Below are 16,981 nucleotides of genomic sequence, written 5' to 3' on the forward strand. Positions count from 1 at the left end.
GCCCCGGTTCGCGCCACGGGCGCGTGGTAGACCACCCGCCCGCGGCGCCACGACCCGTGTGCGGCGGAAGCGGCCGCCCGCCGGGACACGTGCCGGTCAGCCCTCCGTGCTCTCCCGGCGCGCCGCCCGGTACCGCTCGATGAGCGCGTTGGTCGAGGAGTCGTGCGTGAGCGACGGCGCCTCGTCGGCGGTGAGCTCGGGGGTGATCCGGTTCGCGAGCACCTTGCCCAGCTCCACGCCCCACTGGTCGAAGGAGTTGATGTTCCAGACCGTGCCCTGGGTGAACACCTTGTGCTCGTACAGCGCGACGAGCTGCCCCAGCACCGACGGCGTCAGCTTCGGCGCGAGGATCGTCGTCGTCGGGTGGTTCCCGGCGAAGGTCTTGTGCGCCACGAGCTCCTCGGGCACGCCGTCGGCCCGGACCTCCTCGGGCGTCTTGCCGAACGCGAGCGCCTCGGTCTGCGCGAGCAGGTTCGCGGTGAGCAGGTCGTGGTGGCCGGGCACCTCGTCGGCCGGGTGGACGAACCCGATGAAGTCCGCCGGCACGGTCTGGGTGCCCTGGTGGATGAGCTGGTAGAAGGCGTGCTGGCCGTTGGTGCCGGGCTCGCCCCAGACCACCGGGCCGGTCTGGTAGGTGACGGGTGCGCCGTCGAGCGTGACGGACTTGCCGTTGGACTCCATGTCCAGCTGCTGCAGGTACGCCGGGAACCGCGAGAGGTACTGGTTGTAGGGCAGGACGGCGTGGGTCGCGGTGCCCTGGAAGTTGCGGTACCAGACGCCGATGAGCCCGAGCAGCACCGGGACGTTGCGCTCCAGCGGCGTGGTGCGGAAGTGCTGGTCCATGGCGTGGAAGCCGGCGAGCATGGCGCGGAAGTTGTCCGGGCCGACGGCGATCATCAGCGAGAGCCCGACGGCGGAGTCGTAGGAGTACCGGCCGCCCACCCAGTCCCAGAAGCCGAACATGTTGGCGGTGTCGATGCCGAACTCGGCGACCTTCTCGGCGTTGGTGGACACCGCCACGAAGTGCTTGGCGACGGCGGCGCCGTCGCCCAGGGCGTCGAGGAGCCAGGTGCGGGCGGTCTTGGCGTTGGTGATCGTCTCGATGGTGGTGAAGGTCTTGGACGCGACGATGAACAGCGTCTCCTCGGGGTCGACGCCCTTGAGCGCCGCGGCCATGTCGTCACCGTCCACGTTGGAGACGAAGATCGAGGTGATGTCGGGGTCGGCGTAGGGCTGCAGGGCGATGGTGGCCATCTTCGGGCCGAGGTCCGAGCCGCCGATGCCGATGTTGACGATGGTGGTCAGCCGCTTCCCGGTGTGCCCGGTCCACTCCCCCGAGCGGACCTTGGCGGCGAAGGCGGCCATCCGGTCGAGGACCTCGTGGACGTCGGCGACGACGTCCTGGCCGTCGACGACCAGCGTCGCGTCGCGCGGGGCGCGCAGGGCGGTGTGCAGGACGGCGCGGTCCTCGGTGACGTTGATGTGCTCGCCGCGGAACATCGCCTCGATGCGCTCGGGCAGGCCGGCGGCCCGGGCCAGGTCCACCAGCAGGCCCAGCGTCTCGTCCGTGACCAGGTTCTTGGAGTAGTCGACGTAGAGGTCGACCGCCTCGGCCGTGAAGGTGGCGCCGCGCTCGGCGTCGGCACCGAACAGGTCGCGCAGGTGGGTGCCCTTGAGCTCCTCGGCGTGGGCGGCCAGCGCCTGCCACTGGTTGGTGGTGGAGATGTCCTGGTGGGTCACGGTCATGACGCTCCTCAGCTGCGCGCGCACCCGTCGGCTCGGGTGTCCCTCAGGCCATGATCGTCCGCCCGGCGCCCGCACACCCGTTGACGGTTGTCGATGTGTCGCTCACGTGCGGCGTCGAGAGCCTCCGGGTGGGACGTGGGCGGCCCCGCCGGCGCGCGTCAGAACAACGCGAGCTGCGCGGGCTCCGGCGCGGCCGGGGCGGCCGGCGCGCTCGCCGGCGCCGGGTCGGACGCCGCGTCCCGGGCCCAGCGCCGCGGGGCGCGCCGGTCGAAGCCGTGCTTCCGGCGGGCGCGGCCGGCCCGCTCGCCGAGCCACTGGCGGTAGTCCTTGGGGGCGTAGGAGCCCGAGCCGTACAGGCGCCGGTAGCGCGGCACGAGCGCGGGGTACTCCCGGCCGAGCCAGGCCATGAACCACTCCCGGGCGCCGGGGCGCAGGTGCAGGGCGCCGACGGTGACGTCGGACGCGCCGGCGCCGGCGAGCGCGCCGAAGAGGGCGTCGAGCTGGTCCTCGGAGTCGGTGAGCCAGGGCAGGATCGGCATGGCGAGCACCGAGCACTCCAGCCCGGCGTCGGCGATGGCGCGGATCAGCTCCAGGCGCGCCTTCGGGGTGGCGGTGCCCGGCTCGACCCGCTGCTGCAGGTCCGGGTCGATGAGCGCGAGGGAGACGGCCACCGAGACCGGCACCCGCGTGGCGGCCTCGACCAGCAGCGGGAGGTCGCGCCGGAGCAGCGGGCCCTTGGTGAGGATGGAGAACGGGGTGCCGGAGTCCGCGAGCGCCGTGATGATCCCGGGCATGAGCTTGTAGCGGCCCTCGGCGCGCATGTAGGGGTCGGAGTTGGTGCCCAGCGCCACGTGCTCCCGTTGCCAGGAGGGGCGGGCGAGCTCGCGGCGCAGGACCTCGACGACGTTGGTCTTGACGATGATCTGGGTGTCGAAGTCCTGCCCGGCGTCCAGGTCGAGGTACTCGTGGGTGCGGCGGGCGAAGCAGTAGGTGCACCGGTGCAGGCAGCCGCGCGTGGGGTTGATCGTCCAGTGGAACGGCATCGCCGACTGCGCCGGCACCCGGTTGAGCGCGCTCTTGCACACCACCTCGTGGAAGGTCACCCCCGCGAAGTCGGGGGTCTGGATGCTCCGCACGAGCCCGGCGAGCGGCAGCAGCGCCGCCGGGTCCGTGACCTTCAGCTCCTGGGCTTCCCATCGCACGGACCTATTCGAACAAAGTTTCGACCGCCGTGTCTAGTGGTCCGGGCACCGCCTCCGAGGCGATCCCGAACCTCAGTGCCACGGAGGGCCCCGGGTGCCGGTGCCGGCCCGACCCCAAGGGCCATGCCAGTCCCCTAGACGCTCCCGTGCGCCGTCCAGCCGAACGACGCCGCGCCAGGCGTCGCCGTCGGCCGTGTCACTCCCGCCGTCTCCCCCGCCCCCGCGCCGCCGACCAGGACTCGGGTGAGCGCCTCGCCGTCGTCCATCATCTCCGTCAACGCGGCGCGCAGGTCCGCGTCCCCGACGTCGGCGCCCCCGCGCTCGACGGCGCGCAGCACCGCCCGGCGCACGAGCTCCTTGGTGAACGACGCCGTGGTGCCCTCCGCCGCGGCCGCGACCTCGTCGAGCGCGGCGGGCGAGAACGGCAGGTCGGCGGCGTACAGCGCCAGGAGGGCCCGGCGGGCCTCGGCGCCGGGCAGCGGGATCTCGACGGCCAGGTCGACCCGGCCGGGGCGCTGGGCCAGCGCCGGCTCGAGCATGTCGGCCCGGTTGGTGGTGAGCAGGAAGACGACGTCGGCGTCGGCGGCCAGGCCGTCGAGGGTGTCGAGCACCTCGAACAGCAGCGGCGAGGAGGTGCGGTGGCTGCGCTCCTCGGCGACGAGGTCGCAGTCCTCGAGCACGACGATCGCCGGCTGCAACGCCCGGGCGACCTCGGCGGCGTGGTGGACGAACTGCAGCGACGTCCCCGACAGCAGGATGACGGTGGCCTCGCGCGCCGCGCCGACGAGGTAGCGCACGGTGTGGGTCTTGCCGGTCCCGGGCGGGCCGTAGAGCAGCACGCCACGCTTGAGGTGCTGGCCCGCGGCGAGCAGCTCCCCGCGGTGCCGGGCGATGCCGAGGACGTGGCGCTCGATCCGCTCCAGCCGACCGGCCGGCAGCACGACGTCGCCGGCGGCCACGTCCGGGCGCGGCACGAAGGTCACCCCGCCCGCGCTGGACCCGTACTCCGACGGCGCGAAGGTCACCACCTTCCCGCGCAGCACGCTGTGGGCGTTCATGGCGGTGCGAATCTCGGCCAGCAGCGCCTCGGCGACGCCGTCGGCCGTGGCGAGCACCTCGAGCTTCGGTGCCTGCCCGAACTGCGGGTTGCCCGCGCGCTCGAGCACCGCCACCGGGTGGCGGGCGCCGTCGCGGATGACGCGGAACAGGTGCAGCCCGAACGCCACGGTGGCGCGCTCCTCCGCCGGCCCCACCGGCGCCGTGTGGTAGTCGACGGGGCCGAGCGGGAACATCCCGTGGGTGGTCAGCTGGAGGATCTCCGAGAGGCTGTTGTGCCAGCGCTGGTCGCCGCCCCCGATGCCGATCAGCTCGCCGCCGCCGTGGGCGGCGACGACGCGCTCGAGCGCCACGTCGGCGTCCACGACGCGCAGCGGGCTGAGCATCTCCGTGAGCACCGCGATGCCGCGCGGGTCGGTGCCGAGGTGGGCCTCGAGGACCGGGAGCAGCGGCGCGGCGCCCGCCGAGCGCCGGGCCTGGGCCTGCTCGGCGGCGGCCTCGGCCAGGCGCTGGAAGGCGTCGAGGAAGTTCTCGAGGGGCACGGGCGACTCGCTCATGCCCCGCATCGTGGCAGGCGGGGCGGTGCTCCCGTGACGTTTCGGACGTGTTCGTGCAACCGGCGCACGATCGCGGACCGCCGTGTCTCCGCGTTCTGGTAGAGATGCTCCGTATCTGCTGACGAGCACGGAACGAGCGGCACATGAACGGCTACGCCGTCGTCGACCTGGAGACCACCGGCCTGCGTCCCGGCGGGCACGACCGCGTCGTCGAGGTCGGCGTCGTCCTCCTCTCCCCCACGGGCGAGGTCGAGGACACCTGGTCCACCCTGGTCAACCCCGAGCGCGACCTCGGCCCGCAGGACGTCCACGGCATCCGCGCCGCCGACGTCCTCGCGGCCCCCACCTTCGCCGACCTCGCCGGGACGCTGACCACGCTCCTGCGCGGGCGCACCTTCGTTGCGCACAACGCCCGGTTCGACGCCGGCTTCCTCACCGCCGCCTACCTGCGGGTCGGCCACGCGGTCCCGCTGACGGCCGAGACGACGCTGTGCACGCTGCGCTGGGCGGGCCGCCTGCTCCCCCAGGCGCCGCGCACGCTGGCCGGGTGCTGCGCGTCCGTCGGCGTCCCGCTCGAGCACCACCACAGCGCGCTCGCCGACGCCACCGCCGCCGCGGGGCTGCTGCGCCACTATCTCGAGCTCGCCGGCCTGCCCCGGGCGGACGTCGCCCCCGGTCTCGGCGCACCGGGCCGGTGGACGCCGCCGTGGTGGGAGACCGTCGCGGCCGCCGAGCGGGCGGCCTGGCCCGCCATCCCCGACGGTGGGGCCCGGTGCGTGGTGCGCGGCAACGCCACCGAGCGCGAGGTGCCCTTCCTCTCCCGCCTGGTCGACTCACTGGTAGCGGTGCCCGGCAGCGAGGCCCAGACGGACTACCTCGCCCTGCTCGACCACGCCCTGATGGACCGCGTCCTGTCCGTGCGCGAGCAGCAGGCCCTCGTCGCTACCGCGCACGACCTGGCCATCGACCAGCCCACGGCCATCGCCCTGCACCGTGCCTACCTGCGGTCCCTCGCCCGCGCGGCCATCGCTGACGGCGTCGTCTCCGCCGCTGAGCGCGAGGACCTCCACGCGGTCGCGAGCCTCCTCGATCTCGACCCCGCCGAGGTCGACGGCGCCCTGGACGCCGAGGCCGGTGCCGGGGTACCGCCGCCGCTCGACGACGCGGCGCTGGCGCCGACGGTCGAGCACTTCCGCCTCGCGCCCGGTGACAAGGTGGTCTTCACCGGGGAGATGGCCGAGCCGCGCGAGGTGTGGCAGGCCCGCGCGGCCGCGGCGGGCCTGGTCCCGCACCCGAACGTGACGAAGCAGGTGCGTCTCGTCGTCGCCGCGGACCCGGACTCCCTGTCCGGCAAGGCGCGCAAGGCGGCCGGGTACGGCATCCCGATCGTCACCGAGGCGGCCTTCGGGCGGATGCTGGCGGCGGCGCTCGTCTAGCAGTGCCCGGCCACCCGTCGCGCTCCGTGTGGGAGCCGGTGTCGCCGCCTCCTCACGCGGCCGCCTCGATCGGCCGGCACGAGGGGCCGCGAGCACCTGAGCCGCGACGGGAGGAGGGCGGGCCCTGCCGCGGTCAGCCCGCGCTCGGGGTGAGCGGCGCCCCGGACGGCGTGCCGCCGTCCTGCTCGCCCGAGGGGCACAGGTGCGGGATGCCGTCGGTCCCGGCGGTGTACAGCCACTCGCGGTCGCCGCGGGCCAGGACCACGCGGTAGCCGTCGACGAGCGCCTGGGTGTACATGTGGCCCGGCTGCGGGCAGCCGAGGGCGCCGTCGGGGAAGGTCTCCCGCTGGGCGAGGACCACGGTGATCGGCTCGGTCCCACCCCCGAGCCTGTTGGCGAGGTCGGCGACGGCGGCGTCGGCCACCGCGGCGGGTTCCGGTGGCACGGTGCTCCCTTGGGTCGGGCCCGGCGTGGGGCTGGCGGAGGTCGGCGCGGGGGTGGTGGGTGAGGGGCTCGGCCGGCCGCCCCCGGCGCAGCCGGCGAGCAGCGCGCCGGCGCAGGCCGCGGCGGCGACGAGCCGGACGGCGCGGCGTGCGCGGGCAGGCACGCCACCACGCGGGACGGTGGGGTCGGGTCGCATCTCAGCCCCAGGCCTCGCGGTGCCGGCTCTTGAGGGCCACGTAGGTCATGGAGTTCTCGAGCATCTTCGCGCGCTGCTCGGCGGACAGCTCGCGCCGCACCTTCGCCGGGACCCCGGCGACCAGGGAGCCCGGCGGCACCTCCATGCCCTCGGGGACCACCGCCCCGGCGGCGACGAGGCTGCCGCGGCCGATGCGGGCGCCGTTGAGCACCACCGAGCCCATCCCGATGAGGCAGTCGTCCTCCACGGTGCACCCGTGCAGCACCGCCCGGTGGCCGACCGAGACGTTCTCGCCCACCCGGACCGGGTGCCCGGGGTCGGTGTGGACGATGCAACCGTCCTGGATGTTCGAGCCGGCGCCGATGTCGATGGTGTCCATGTCCCCGCGCAGCACCGCGTGGTAGAAGACGCTGGCCTCGGCGGCGAGCGTCACCTTGCCGACGAGCACCGCGCCCGGCGCGACCCACGCCCGCGGGTCCACGGCGGGCTCGACGTCGTCGAAGCGCAGCCTCACGTCCCGGTCGGTGCTGCGGTCGGTGTCCATGTGTCATCCCTGTCTCGTCGTCGAGGTCGAGTGCCGCGGTGCCCGCGGGTCCGCTGCCCGCAGCCTACGGCGCCGCGGCGACGACGCGCCCTCGGCGCGTGCCCGCTTCGGGACCTCCTGCCCGGGTGCCGACCCGCCGACCCCGCCGAGAATGAAGACGACGAGGGACAGAACTACCTTGTAGTAGAACGTTCAACCAAGCAGGCCCGGGCCGGAACATGGTGCCGGGCCGAGAGAGGCACGAGACATGCGCGCAGTCGTGTTCACCCAGTACGAGACCTCCCCCGAGCTGAAGGAGGTCGAGCGCCCGGTCCCCGGCCCCGGGGAGGTGCTGCTCAAGGTGGCCGGCTCGGGTGCCTGCCACTCCGACGTCGCCCTCTACAAGGAGTTCACCGAGGGCGCGCCCGGCTCCATCCCGCCCGGCTTCACCCTGGGCCACGAGGCGTCCGGCTGGGTCGAAGAGGTCGGCCCCGGGGTGCAGGGCTTCACCAAGGGCGACGCCTACCTCGCCTACGGCCCGATCGGCTGCGGGCACTGCAAGGCCTGCTCGCGCGGCCAGGACACCTACTGCGAGAACGCCGCGACGATGCCCTACCTGGGCCTCGGCCTGGGCCGCGACGGCGGGATGGCCGAGTACGAGGTCGTGCCGGCGCGCAACCTCGTCCCCCTCGGCGACGCCGACCCCGTCGACGCCGCCCCGCTCGCCGACGCCGGGCTCACGCCGTACCACGCCGTCAAGCACTCCCTGCCCAACCTCGCCGGCGGCGGCCGCTACGCGCTGGTCATCGGCCTGGGCGGGCTCGGCCAGATCGCCGTGCAGATCCTCACCGCGCTGACCGGCGCGACCGTCATCGCGACGGACATGAAGGAGGACGCCATGCGCCGGGCGGAGGCCAACGGCGCCGTCACGGTGCCCGGCGGCGAGGGCCAGGTCGCGGCGATCCGCGAGCTGACGGGCGGGCGGGGGGTGGACGCGGCGTTCGACTTCGTCGGCGCCACCCCGACGATCAAGACCGCGCAGGCGTCGATGGCCCAGGGCGGGCGGCTGACCGTCGTCGGCATCGCCAACGGCGTGACCGAGTGGTCCTTCTTCACCACCCCGTACGAGTCGACGATCACCAACACCTACTGGGGCACCATCGAGGACCTGCACGAGGTGGTCGCCATGTACCGCGCCGGGCAGATCCGCCCCGAGGTCGAGCGCTTCGCGATGGACGACGCCCTCGAGGCCTACCGCAAGCTCGAGGCCGGCGAGCTGTGCGGACGCGCGGTCGTCGTGCCGCACGCTGGCTGAGGTCCCGGCGGCGCCGCCGCGCCAGGCCGGAGGGCCCGGCGGACGACCGCAGCGTTGAGCCGATGACGTGGTACGGATCTCCGTACCACGTCATCGGCCAGCGGGCGGTCAGTCCCGCCGACCGCGGACATCCACCTGGCGGTCCCGCGCGCGACGACGCGGCGACGGCTCAGCTCTCCAGGCCCCGGTAGTGGTGACTGGTCTGCAGGTCCAGCTCCCGCAGCACGGCGTCGACCGCCTCCGGGTCCACCCCCGGCTCCCCGCGCATGCGCAGCGCCTCGGCCCGGGCCGCGGCGAGGGCGCCGTTGCGGCGCCGCTCGATCACCTCGCGCCGGTGCAGCGCCTCCCGCACGCGCTCGGCGTACTCGGCCGGGTACTCCTCGGCGGGGCCGGGCAGCGCCTCGTCGAGCCGGGCGAGGTCGACCCGGATGGTGGCCGCCTCGTCCTCGGACAGCTCGGCGACGTCCTCGAGGCTGTGCAGGTGCGCCACGGCCGCCTCCTTGGCGCGCCGGGCCACCCGCTGCTCGGCAAGGTTCTCCTCGTCCCCCTCCTTGACGACGCCGAGCACCCGGACCAGCGCCGGCAGCGTGAACGCCGGAAGGAGCAGGGTGACCACGAGGATCGCGACCGCGGTGACGACGAGCTGGTCGTACCCGCGCACCGGCGTGCCGTCGGGCAGGGCGCGCGGGATGGCCAGGGCGAGGGCCAGGGTGGCGAGCCCGCGCATCCCGCACCAGGTCATCACGATCGCCTCGCGGCCGTTCCGCGGGGCCAGCCACCGCCGGCCCGACCGGCGCACCGCCAGCAGGGACAGCGCCATCCAGGCCGCGCGCACGGCGACGACGACGGCGCACACCAGTGCCGCGGTGCCCAGGAGGCGTCCGAGCCCGGCCTGCGAGGTGTCGAGGATGTAGCGCAGCTCGACGCCGATGAGCCCGAAGGCCACGCCGGTCACGAGCAGCTCCACGACGTCCCAGAACGCCTTGCCCGTCAGCCGGTCCTCGACGGCGTCGACCTGCTGCACGCTGCCCATCTGCAGCGCCGTGACGACGACCGCGATGACGCCGGAGACGCGCAGCTCCTCGGCGATCAGGTAGACGGCGAAGGGGAGCACGAGCCGCAGCGCGTTGCGGGCGGCGACGAGGGTGAGGTGGGTGGTGAGCCAGTCGGCCACCCAGGCGACGGCGAGACCGAGCAGCCCCGCCAGCACGACGCCGACGACGAGGTCCAGGGCCACCCGCGGGCGGACGTCCGAGCCGCTGACGAGCGTCGCGACGGCGGCGTGGAAGACGACGATGGCGACCGCGTCGTTGAACAGGCCCTCGCTCTGCAGTGCCGAGACGATCCGCCGCGGGATGCCCAGCGGCCCGGCGACGGCCTCGGCCGCGATCGGGTCCGGCGGGGCGACCGCGGCGGCGATGGCCACCGCGGCCGCCACGGACACGCCCGGGACCAGGGCGACGACCGTGCCGGCGACGGCGGCGATGGTGACGACCGTGAGGAGCAGGGCCAGCCCGACGACGGCGCGCCAGCGTCTGCGGAACATCGCCCACGAGGTGCGCTGGGCGGCGGCGAAGAGCAGCGGCGGCAGGAACAGCGGGAGGATGAGGTCGGGGCTGATCGGCGGCGCCTGCTGCGTCCCCGGAAGCAGGCTGCCCACCGCGGCGAGCACGACCATGAGCGCCGGCCAGGGCAGGCGCAGCCGCTCCCCCAGGCCGACCAGGAGCACCGAAGCCAGCCCGAGCGCGACGAGGATCGTCAGGGCATCCACCCGGTCACGATGGCCACCACCGTGACCGGACGCACGCTGAGCGGTGGTCGGCGCGCCCGTCCCCGCCTCGAACGGTGTCAGCCTCGGCCGGCGAGCGCGCTGAGGGCGAAGTCGTGGAACTTGATGGGCCCGCGCGCGACGAAGTCGTGCGCCTCCACCCGGATGCGGTCGTCGAACAGGTGAACACGCAACCCCGTCGACTGATCGCCGTCGACCCGCGCGGTGTCCACGTCGCCGTCGGGGACGTAGGCGTTGAGCACGGCCCCGGTGTTGACCACCGGGAAGCCGGCGGGGTTCTTCGGATCGGCGACGCGGTAGGTGCCCCACCAGTCGTTGAGGTTGAGGTCGTCGTGGGTGTGACCGGTAAACATGAGGATGTTGGTGTACTTCCCGACGACGGCGTTGAACGCGTCGATGTCCTCGTAGTTGTTCTGCTCCCACGAGCTGTGCGTCTGGGACACGGTGTACGGCAGCGGGAAGTGGTTGAAGAGCAGCACGACCTGACCCTTGTTGCGCCAGTGGGCGAGGCGCCCGTCCAGCCAGGCGAGCTGCGCGTCGGAGAAGTTGTTGTAGGGCTCGCGGCCCTCGCGCTCGCGGTCGCCGAAGTACTCGGTGCCGACGACGATCAGCGGCACGCCGTCGACCACGCGCTCGAAGTACGGCGTGGACTCGCCGGCGACCTTCAGGTAGCGCGCCAGGTAGACGTCGGAGCCTTCGGCGCCGAGCATCTCGTGGTTCCCCACGGTCAGCAGGACGTTGCCGGAGCGGTGCGGGTTGCCCGCCAGGGCGGCCGCGAGCGCGTCGTAGTGGGCCTGCAGGCCCAGCTCGACGGCGTCACCGTTGATGACCAGCGCGCCGGCCTGGAGAGTCATGGCGTTGAGCTGCTCGACGACCCGGTCGTAGCGATCGTGAGAGTCCGACACGTGGATGTCCGAGACGACGTCGATGGTGACCAGCGGCGCGCTGTCGGCCGGGAGCGCGGGCAGCGGCACGCGGACCTCGATGTTGTCGATGGCCCACCACCGGTCGTTGTGGCCGTTGCGGTACTCCCAGGAGAACCGCACGCTGGAGGCGCCGGCGGGCACCTGCACACGGAGCTGCTCGTGGCTGGAGTACTTGTCGGCCCGGTAGACCACGAGGTCCTGGGCGGCGCCGCCGTCGAAGGACGCCGTCACGGCCGCGGACTGCTCGGGACGTCCCTGCCGATAGTGGGAGTCGAACGCCAGCTCGATCTCGTCCTCGCCGCGCAGGCTGATCTTCGGCGTCGTCAGGGAGGCGTTGAGGGTGTCCGCGCTCTCCTGGTCGAGGCGGTGGTGCTCGCTCTCGATGACGGCGAAGGTCCCGAAGCCGCCGGTGAAGTAGTGGCGCTGGTCGGTGCCCGCCGCCCAGGTCCAGTCCCGCACGCCGGTGAACGTCCAGCCCGCCCAGCGTCCCTCCCCCGTGCGGAATCCGTGGGCCTCGGTGGTCCATCCCTTCGGCGCCTCGTGGGTGTACCCGGTGGGACGGACGACGTCGTCGAAGGACTCGCTGAAGAGCACGCCGGCCTTGGGGCCGCGGCCCCGGCCGCCCCTCGGCGCCGCGGCAGCGGTGCCACCGAGGCCCACCGACCCCAGGGCGGTCGCCGCCGCCAGCGCGCCGACGGACAGGACCGCGCGGCGGGATGTGCCGGTGGGGGTGGTCTGGTGCTGGCCGTTCATGGCTCTCCTTCGTCTCGCTGAGCTCGCCTGACCGTAGGCGGCCGCGATGACTGGGCCATGAAGCGGGAGTGTCGCGTCCATTAATGGTGGGGGCAGGGCGGGGCAGCCCGCAGTCGCCGACCACGACGAGGTCGGTGTGCCCCAGCCGGGCCAGCGCGGCGGCGAGGTCGGCGTTGAGGATGCCAGCCCTCTTCACCGCACCTCCTCCCGCGCCGGGTAGGCGGCCTGGGCGCCACGACGGCCCACCGCGACGCCGGCGACGTCGGTGGCCAGCTCGACGGCGGCGCGCAGGTCGCGCCCGTCCGCCAGCTCCACCGCGAGCGCACCGACGAACGCGTCGCCCGCGCCGGTGGTGTCCACCGCGGTGACCTTCCGGGCGGGCACGTGGCCGGGCTCGGCGCCGCGCGCGGCCAGCACCGCCCCGTCGGCCCCCAGCGTGAGGACCACCGACCGCGGCCCGAGGTCGAGCAGCGCCACCGCGGTGGCCGCGGCGCCGCCCGGCTCGGCGGCCTGTGCCGGGACGCCGCCGAGCAGGAACGCCGCCTCGGACTCGTTGACCACCAGCGCGTCGGCGGCGGCGAGCACCTCCGGCGGCAGCGCGGCGGCCGGCGCGGCGTTGAGGATGACCCGGGCCCCGGCCGCGTGCGCCGTCGTCGCCGCGTGCGCCACCGTGGCGAGCGGGATCTCGAGCTGGAGGACCACGACGGCGGCGCCCGCCCACGCCGCCCGGCTCTCCTCCAGCAGCTCCACGGTGACCCGCCGGTTGGCCGAGGGCGAGACGATGATGGAGTTCTCGCCGTCTGGCGTGAGCAGGATGATGGCGTTGCCGCTGGCCCCGGGCACGGTGCGCAGGTGGGTGACGTCCACGCCGGCGTCGGCCAGGGAACGGCGCAGCAGCTCGCCGTAGCCGTCGTCGCCGACGCAGCCGACGAAGGCGACGTCGCCGCCGAGCCGGCCGGCCGCGACCGCCTGGTTCGCGCCCTTGCCGCCGGCGGTGACGACGACGTCGGAGCCGAGCACGGTCTCCCCCGCCCCCGGCCGGTGGTCGATGTCGAGGACGAGGTCGGCGTTGGCCGAGCCGATGACGACGATCCTGGGCACCCGTACCTCCCTCTCGAGACGTCACATGCTCGCCGAGACCTCCCGCCTCGGCGCCGGACCCGCCCGGCGGATCACTTGCTCGGCGAGGCCGACGGCGACATGCTCGGCGTGGCCGAGCCGCTCGGCGGCGCGCTGCCCGCGCCCCCGGACAGCGACTCCTTGGTCATCACGACCACCGGCACGGAGATGGTCTTGTCCACCCCCTCGCCCTTGATGAGCTTGACCGCGGAGTCGATCGCCGTCTTGCCGAGCTCCTCGGGCTGCTGGGCGATCGAGGCGTACATCGTCCCGCCCTTGATGGCGTTCTGGGCGTCCGGGGTGCCGTCGAAGCCGACGACGTAGACGCTCTTGCCGGCCCGGTCGCCGAGCGCCTGGACCGCGCCGAGCGCCATCTCGTCGTTCTGGGCGAAGACGCCGGTGACATCGGGGTGGGCCTGCATGAGGTTGGTGGTCACGTCCAGGCCCTTGGTGCGGTCGAAGTCGGCCGGCTGGGTGGCCACCACCTCGATGTTCGGGTACTTCTTGATGGCCTCGTCGAAGCCCTGCCCGCGCTCGCGGGAGGCGGAGGTGCCCGCCACGCCCTGCAGGACGATGATCTTGCCCTTTTCGCCGATGGCCTTGGCGAGCTGGTCGGCGGCCATCCGGCCGCCGTCGACGTTGTCGGAGGCGATGAAGGAGCTGACGTCCGCGCCGTTGACGGCGCGGTCCACGGCCACCACCGGGATCTTGGCGCCGACCAGCGGGGCGATCATGGGCCCGGCAGCGTCGGAGTCCACCGGGTTGATGATCACGGCGTTGAGCTGCTGAGTCTGGAAGTTCTGGATCTGGTTGGCCTGTTGGGTAGCGTCGTCGCGGGCGTCGGTGACCGTGAGCTTGACGCCGGCGGCGTCCGCCTCCTTCTGCGCGCCGTCGCGCAGGGAGACGAAGAACGGGTTGTTCAGGGTGGACAGGGCCAGGCCGACGCTCTGCCCGCCCGAGGTCGCGGCCGTGCCGCCGGTGTTCGCGTTGGTGTTGGGGTTGCCGGAGTTCTGGTTGCCGCACGCGGCCAGGGCGAGCGCGGCCGCCGCCCCGAGGGCGGCGATCTGGGCGAGGGGCTTGCGCATCACGGTCGTTCCTTTCGTCGGGCCGGGCCGTTCCGGCCGGTGACGTTCCCGCCGTCGTCAGGCGCGGCGACGGCGGAGGGTGTCGGTCAGCACGGCGAGCGCGATGACCACGCCGATGGCGACCTGCTGCCAGAAGGAGGAGACGTTGAGGAGGTTCAGGCCGTTGCGGATCACGGCCAGCACGAGGGCGCCGACGAATGTGCCGAACGCCCGGCCCTGCCCGCCGGCGAGGCTGGCGCCGCCGATGACGACGGCGGCGATGGAGTCCAGCTCGTAGCCGGTGGCGGCCTGGGGCTGGCCGGAGGCGAGCCGGCCGGCCAGCACCAGCCCGGCGACGGCGGAGTAGAAGCCCGCCAGGGAGAAGATGATCAGCTGCTGACGCCGCACGTTGATGCCGGAGAGGCGCGCCGCCTCCTCGTTCCCGCCGATGGCGTACATCGCCCGGCCCGGGTAGGTGCGGTTGAGGATGAACCCCGCCAGCAGCCCGAAGACCGCCATGATGACCACCGGCACCGGCAGCCACCCGCCGATGGTCTGCCCGAGCGCGGCGACGGCGGGGGGCTGGTTCAGCGGCACCCCGCCGGAGAGCACGAGGGCGAGGCCGCGGGCGATGGAGAGCATCGCCAGTGTCGCGATGAACGCCGGCAGCCGGCCGTAGGCCACCAGCACGCCGCTGACCAGCCCGCAGGCGACGCCGGTGAGCACGCCCAGGAGGATCGCGAGCGCGGGGGGCACGCCCATGGTGCTGGCCGTGTACCCGGTGACGATGCCACCCAGCGCCGCCACGGAGCCCACCGACAGGTCGATGCCGGCCGAGACGATGACGAACGTCTGCCCGAAGGCCAGGATCGCGACGACGGCGGCCTGCACGCCGATGTTGAGCAGGTTCTGCGGGCTGAGGAACACCGGGCTGAGGAACGCCAGCACGACGCCGAGCAGCACGAGGGCGACCAGGGTGCCGTTCTGGCCGAGCAGCCCCTGGGCGCGGGCGCCGAGGGCGCCGGCGCGCGGGCGGGCGGCGGTCTCAGTGGACACGGGTGGACTCCACCTCCTGCACGGCCAGCGCCATGACGGCGTCCTGGGTGGCCTCGGCGTGGGCGAGCTCGCCGACGAGGCGGCCCTGGGCCATCACGAGGATCCGGTCGCAGATGCCGAGGACCTCGGGCAGCTCGGAGGAGACCATGAGCACCCCGCGGCCGGCGGCGGTGAGCTTGTTGATGAGCTGGTAGATCTCCACCTTGGCACCGACATCGACGCCGCGGGTGGGCTCGTCGAGCAGCAGGACGGCCGGGTCGGCCGCCAGCCACTTGCCCATGACCACCTTCTGCTGGTTGCCGCCGGAGAGGTTGCGCACCGGCGCGGCGATGGAGGGGGTGCGGATGCCCAGGTCGCGCACGGCACGGGTGGCGACGTCGCGCAGCCGGCCGAGGTCGACCACGCCGCCGCGGGTGGCCCGGCGCAGCTGGACGAGGGCGAGGTTCTCCCCCACCGTGGCGCCGAGCACCAGGCCCTGCGTCTTGCGGTCCTCGGGCACCAGGCCCAGGCCGGCGGCGATCGAGGCACGGACGTCGTGGCGGGGCAGCTCCGCGCCCCGCACCCGCACGCTGCCCGCGGCGTAGGGGTCGGCGCCGAAGACCGCGCGCAGCACCTCGGTCCGGCCCGCGCCGACCAGGCCGGCGAGGCCGACGACCTCCCCGGCGTGCACGGCCAGGCTGACGTCCTCGAACACGCCCGGGCGGGTGAGGCGCTCGACGGCGAGCAGCTCCTCGGCCACCGGGGTGCGCTCGCGGGGGTACTGCTGGGCGATGGAGCGGCCCACCATCATCCGCACGAGCTCGTCGGTGCTGGTGGTGGCCGGGACGGTGCCCACCGAGCGGCCGTCGCGCAGCACGGTGACCCGGTCGCCGATGCGGCGGATCTCCTCGAGGTGGTGGGAGATGAAGATCTGGCCCACGCCGCGCTCGCGCAGCTCGGCCATGAGGCGCAGCAGGCGGTCGACCTCGACGTCGGTCAGGGCCGCCGTCGGCTCGTCGAGGATGAGCACGCGGGCGTCCAGGCTCAGCGCCTTGGCGATCTCGACGAGCTGCTGACGGGCCACGCCGAGGCGCCCGACGGGGGTGCGCGGGTCGAGGGTGAGCCCGACCCGTCCGAGGGCCTCGCGGGCCAGGGCGTTCATGCGCCGCGTGTCCACGACGCCGAGGCGGCGCGGCTGGCGGCCGAGCATGACGTTCTCGGCCACGCTCAGCTGCGGGACGAGGTTGAACTCCTGGTAGATCGTGGCGATGCCGAGCGCCTCGGCCGCGGCGGTGGTGGGCAGGTGCACGCGCGTGCCGTCGACGACGATCTCCCCGGCGTCGGGCTGGTACACCCCGGCCAGGCACTTGATGAGCGTGGACTTGCCCGCGCCGTTCTCGCCGAGGAGCACGTGCACCTCGCCGGCGTGCAGGTCGAAGGAGATCCCGTCGAGGGCGACGACGCCCGGGAAGCGCTTGCCCAGGCCCTCGACGCGGAGCAGCTCGGGGCCTCGCGGGTGGGTGGCGTCGTGCGGTTCCTGGCTCGCCGCGGTGCGCGCTTCGTCGTCGCTCATCGGCGCCCCCCGCGCAGGCCGGTGGTGCGCGCGACACCGCGGGGGAAGCCCCCGTCGCCCTGCCCGCCGGTCATCGCCGCCATCGACGTCCGCCCCACGCCGTCATGGATCGATTGCCGCGAGTGTGGCCCCGGCGGTGAGGGAGGGCAAACGGGACCCGCAACCCGCGCAAAACGCGCCACAAACTCTCCGCGCGAGGTGATTGCAGAGGCGGATGAGCGCCTCCCGGGGCGACTTGCAGCCCCCT

General features: G+C 73.9%; 11 protein-coding genes and 2 pseudogenes. 2 read left to right on the top strand and 11 right to left on the bottom strand.

From position 1 onward, the window contains the following. Nucleotides 1–96: 96 nt before the first annotated feature. From pgi to GD880_RS12215, 3 genes are all read right to left on the bottom strand, one after another. Entirely contained in the window at nt 97–1,746 is a 1,650-nt protein-coding gene (gene pgi, locus GD880_RS12205; RefSeq protein WP_152231888.1) for a glucose-6-phosphate isomerase, read from the bottom strand. Between the two features lie 158 nt (nt 1,747–1,904). After that, nucleotides 1,905–2,948 (bottom strand): Rv2578c family radical SAM protein, encoded by a 1,044-nt coding sequence (locus GD880_RS12210; protein ID WP_152231889.1) that lies wholly within the window; start codon nt 2,946–2,948, stop codon nt 1,905–1,907. A 134-nt stretch (nt 2,949–3,082) separates the two neighbouring features. Beyond that, on the bottom strand, nt 3,083–4,561 hold the full coding sequence (locus GD880_RS12215; RefSeq protein ID WP_152231890.1) for an ATP-binding protein: 1,479 nt from the start codon (nt 4,559–4,561) through the stop codon (nt 3,083–3,085). Nucleotides 4,562–4,704: 143 nt separating this feature from the next. On the opposite strand from GD880_RS12215, the gene GD880_RS12220 reads away from it, so the two are divergent. Next, nucleotides 4,705–5,997, top strand: coding sequence for an exonuclease domain-containing protein (locus GD880_RS12220; RefSeq protein ID WP_152231891.1), 1,293 nt, complete (start codon nt 4,705–4,707; stop codon nt 5,995–5,997). A gap of 133 nt (nt 5,998–6,130) precedes the next feature. Here GD880_RS12220 and GD880_RS12225 read toward each other — a convergent pair whose 3' ends face one another. Both GD880_RS12225 and GD880_RS12230 read right to left on the bottom strand, forming a co-directional pair. Then, the gene (locus GD880_RS12225; protein ID WP_152231892.1) at nt 6,131–6,604 is read right to left on the bottom strand and encodes a hypothetical protein; all 474 of its coding nucleotides are present in this window, start codon (nt 6,602–6,604) and stop codon (nt 6,131–6,133) included. Nucleotides 6,605–6,638: 34 nt separating this feature from the next. After that, nucleotides 6,639–7,181 carry a gamma carbonic anhydrase family protein gene (locus GD880_RS12230; protein WP_152231893.1) on the bottom strand — a complete coding sequence of 181 codons (543 nt, stop codon included), beginning with the start codon at nt 7,179–7,181 and terminating at the stop codon, nt 6,639–6,641. Nucleotides 7,182–7,428: 247 nt separating this feature from the next. Here GD880_RS12230 and GD880_RS12235 point away from each other — a divergent pair, with 247 nt between their 5' ends. Then, nucleotides 7,429–8,475, top strand: a complete 1,047-nt coding sequence (locus GD880_RS12235; protein WP_152231894.1) for an NAD(P)-dependent alcohol dehydrogenase — start codon at nt 7,429–7,431, stop codon at nt 8,473–8,475. Nucleotides 8,476–8,644: 169 nt separating this feature from the next. Here GD880_RS12235 and GD880_RS12240 read toward each other — a convergent pair whose 3' ends face one another. The 6 genes and pseudogenes from GD880_RS12240 to GD880_RS12265 all read right to left on the bottom strand — a co-directional run bounded on the left by GD880_RS12240 (nt 8,645) and on the right by GD880_RS12265 (nt 16,734). Then, nucleotides 8,645–10,246 (bottom strand): cation:proton antiporter, encoded by a 1,602-nt coding sequence (locus GD880_RS12240; protein ID WP_152231895.1) that lies wholly within the window; start codon nt 10,244–10,246, stop codon nt 8,645–8,647. A 77-nt stretch (nt 10,247–10,323) separates the two neighbouring features. After that, a complete protein-coding gene (locus GD880_RS20745; protein WP_226909611.1) occupies nt 10,324–11,943 on the bottom strand; it encodes a metallophosphoesterase in 1,620 nt (539 codons plus the stop codon). Between the two features lie 103 nt (nt 11,944–12,046). After that, nucleotides 12,047–12,139 (bottom strand): annotated as a pseudogene (locus GD880_RS20750) (RbsD/FucU domain-containing protein); the annotation flags it as partial. Beyond that, complete coding sequence (locus tag GD880_RS12250) at nt 12,136–13,044, bottom strand: ribokinase (protein WP_152231896.1); 909 nt, start codon at nt 13,042–13,044, stop codon at nt 12,136–12,138. The pseudogene GD880_RS20750 and the gene GD880_RS12250, both read right to left, overlap by 4 nt. Nucleotides 13,045–13,187: 143 nt before the next feature. Continuing rightward, nucleotides 13,188–15,182: pseudogene (locus tag GD880_RS21250) on the bottom strand (ABC transporter permease/substrate-binding protein); the annotation flags it as partial. Further along, nucleotides 15,172–16,734, bottom strand: a complete 1,563-nt coding sequence (locus GD880_RS12265) for a sugar ABC transporter ATP-binding protein (protein ID WP_152231898.1) — start codon at nt 16,732–16,734, stop codon at nt 15,172–15,174. The pseudogene GD880_RS21250 and the gene GD880_RS12265, both read right to left, overlap by 11 nt. Nucleotides 16,735–16,981 lie beyond the last annotated feature (247 nt).

It is taken from the genome of Georgenia ruanii (assembly GCF_009193175.1).
GTDB classification, from domain to species: domain Bacteria; phylum Actinomycetota; class Actinomycetes; order Actinomycetales; family Actinomycetaceae; genus Georgenia; species Georgenia ruanii.

Excerpts from the sequence above, each read along its gene's own strand:
- GD880_RS20745 (WP_226909611.1), bottom strand. The coding sequence starts at position 11,943 with ATGAACGGCCAGCACCAGACCACCCCCACCGGCACATCCCGCCGCGCG.
- GD880_RS12220 (WP_152231891.1), top strand. The coding sequence starts at position 4,705 with ATGAACGGCTACGCCGTCGTCGACCTGGAGACCACCGGCCTGCGTCCC.
- GD880_RS12230 (WP_152231893.1), bottom strand. The coding sequence starts at position 7,181 with ATGGACACCGACCGCAGCACCGACCGGGACGTGAGGCTGCGCTTCGAC.
- GD880_RS12265 (WP_152231898.1), bottom strand. The coding sequence starts at position 16,734 with ATGAGCGACGACGAAGCGCGCACCGCGGCGAGCCAGGAACCGCACGAC.
- GD880_RS12215 (WP_152231890.1), bottom strand. The coding sequence starts at position 4,561 with ATGAGCGAGTCGCCCGTGCCCCTCGAGAACTTCCTCGACGCCTTCCAG.
- pgi (WP_152231888.1), bottom strand. The coding sequence starts at position 1,746 with ATGACCGTGACCCACCAGGACATCTCCACCACCAACCAGTGGCAGGCG.
- GD880_RS12235 (WP_152231894.1), top strand. The coding sequence starts at position 7,429 with ATGCGCGCAGTCGTGTTCACCCAGTACGAGACCTCCCCCGAGCTGAAG.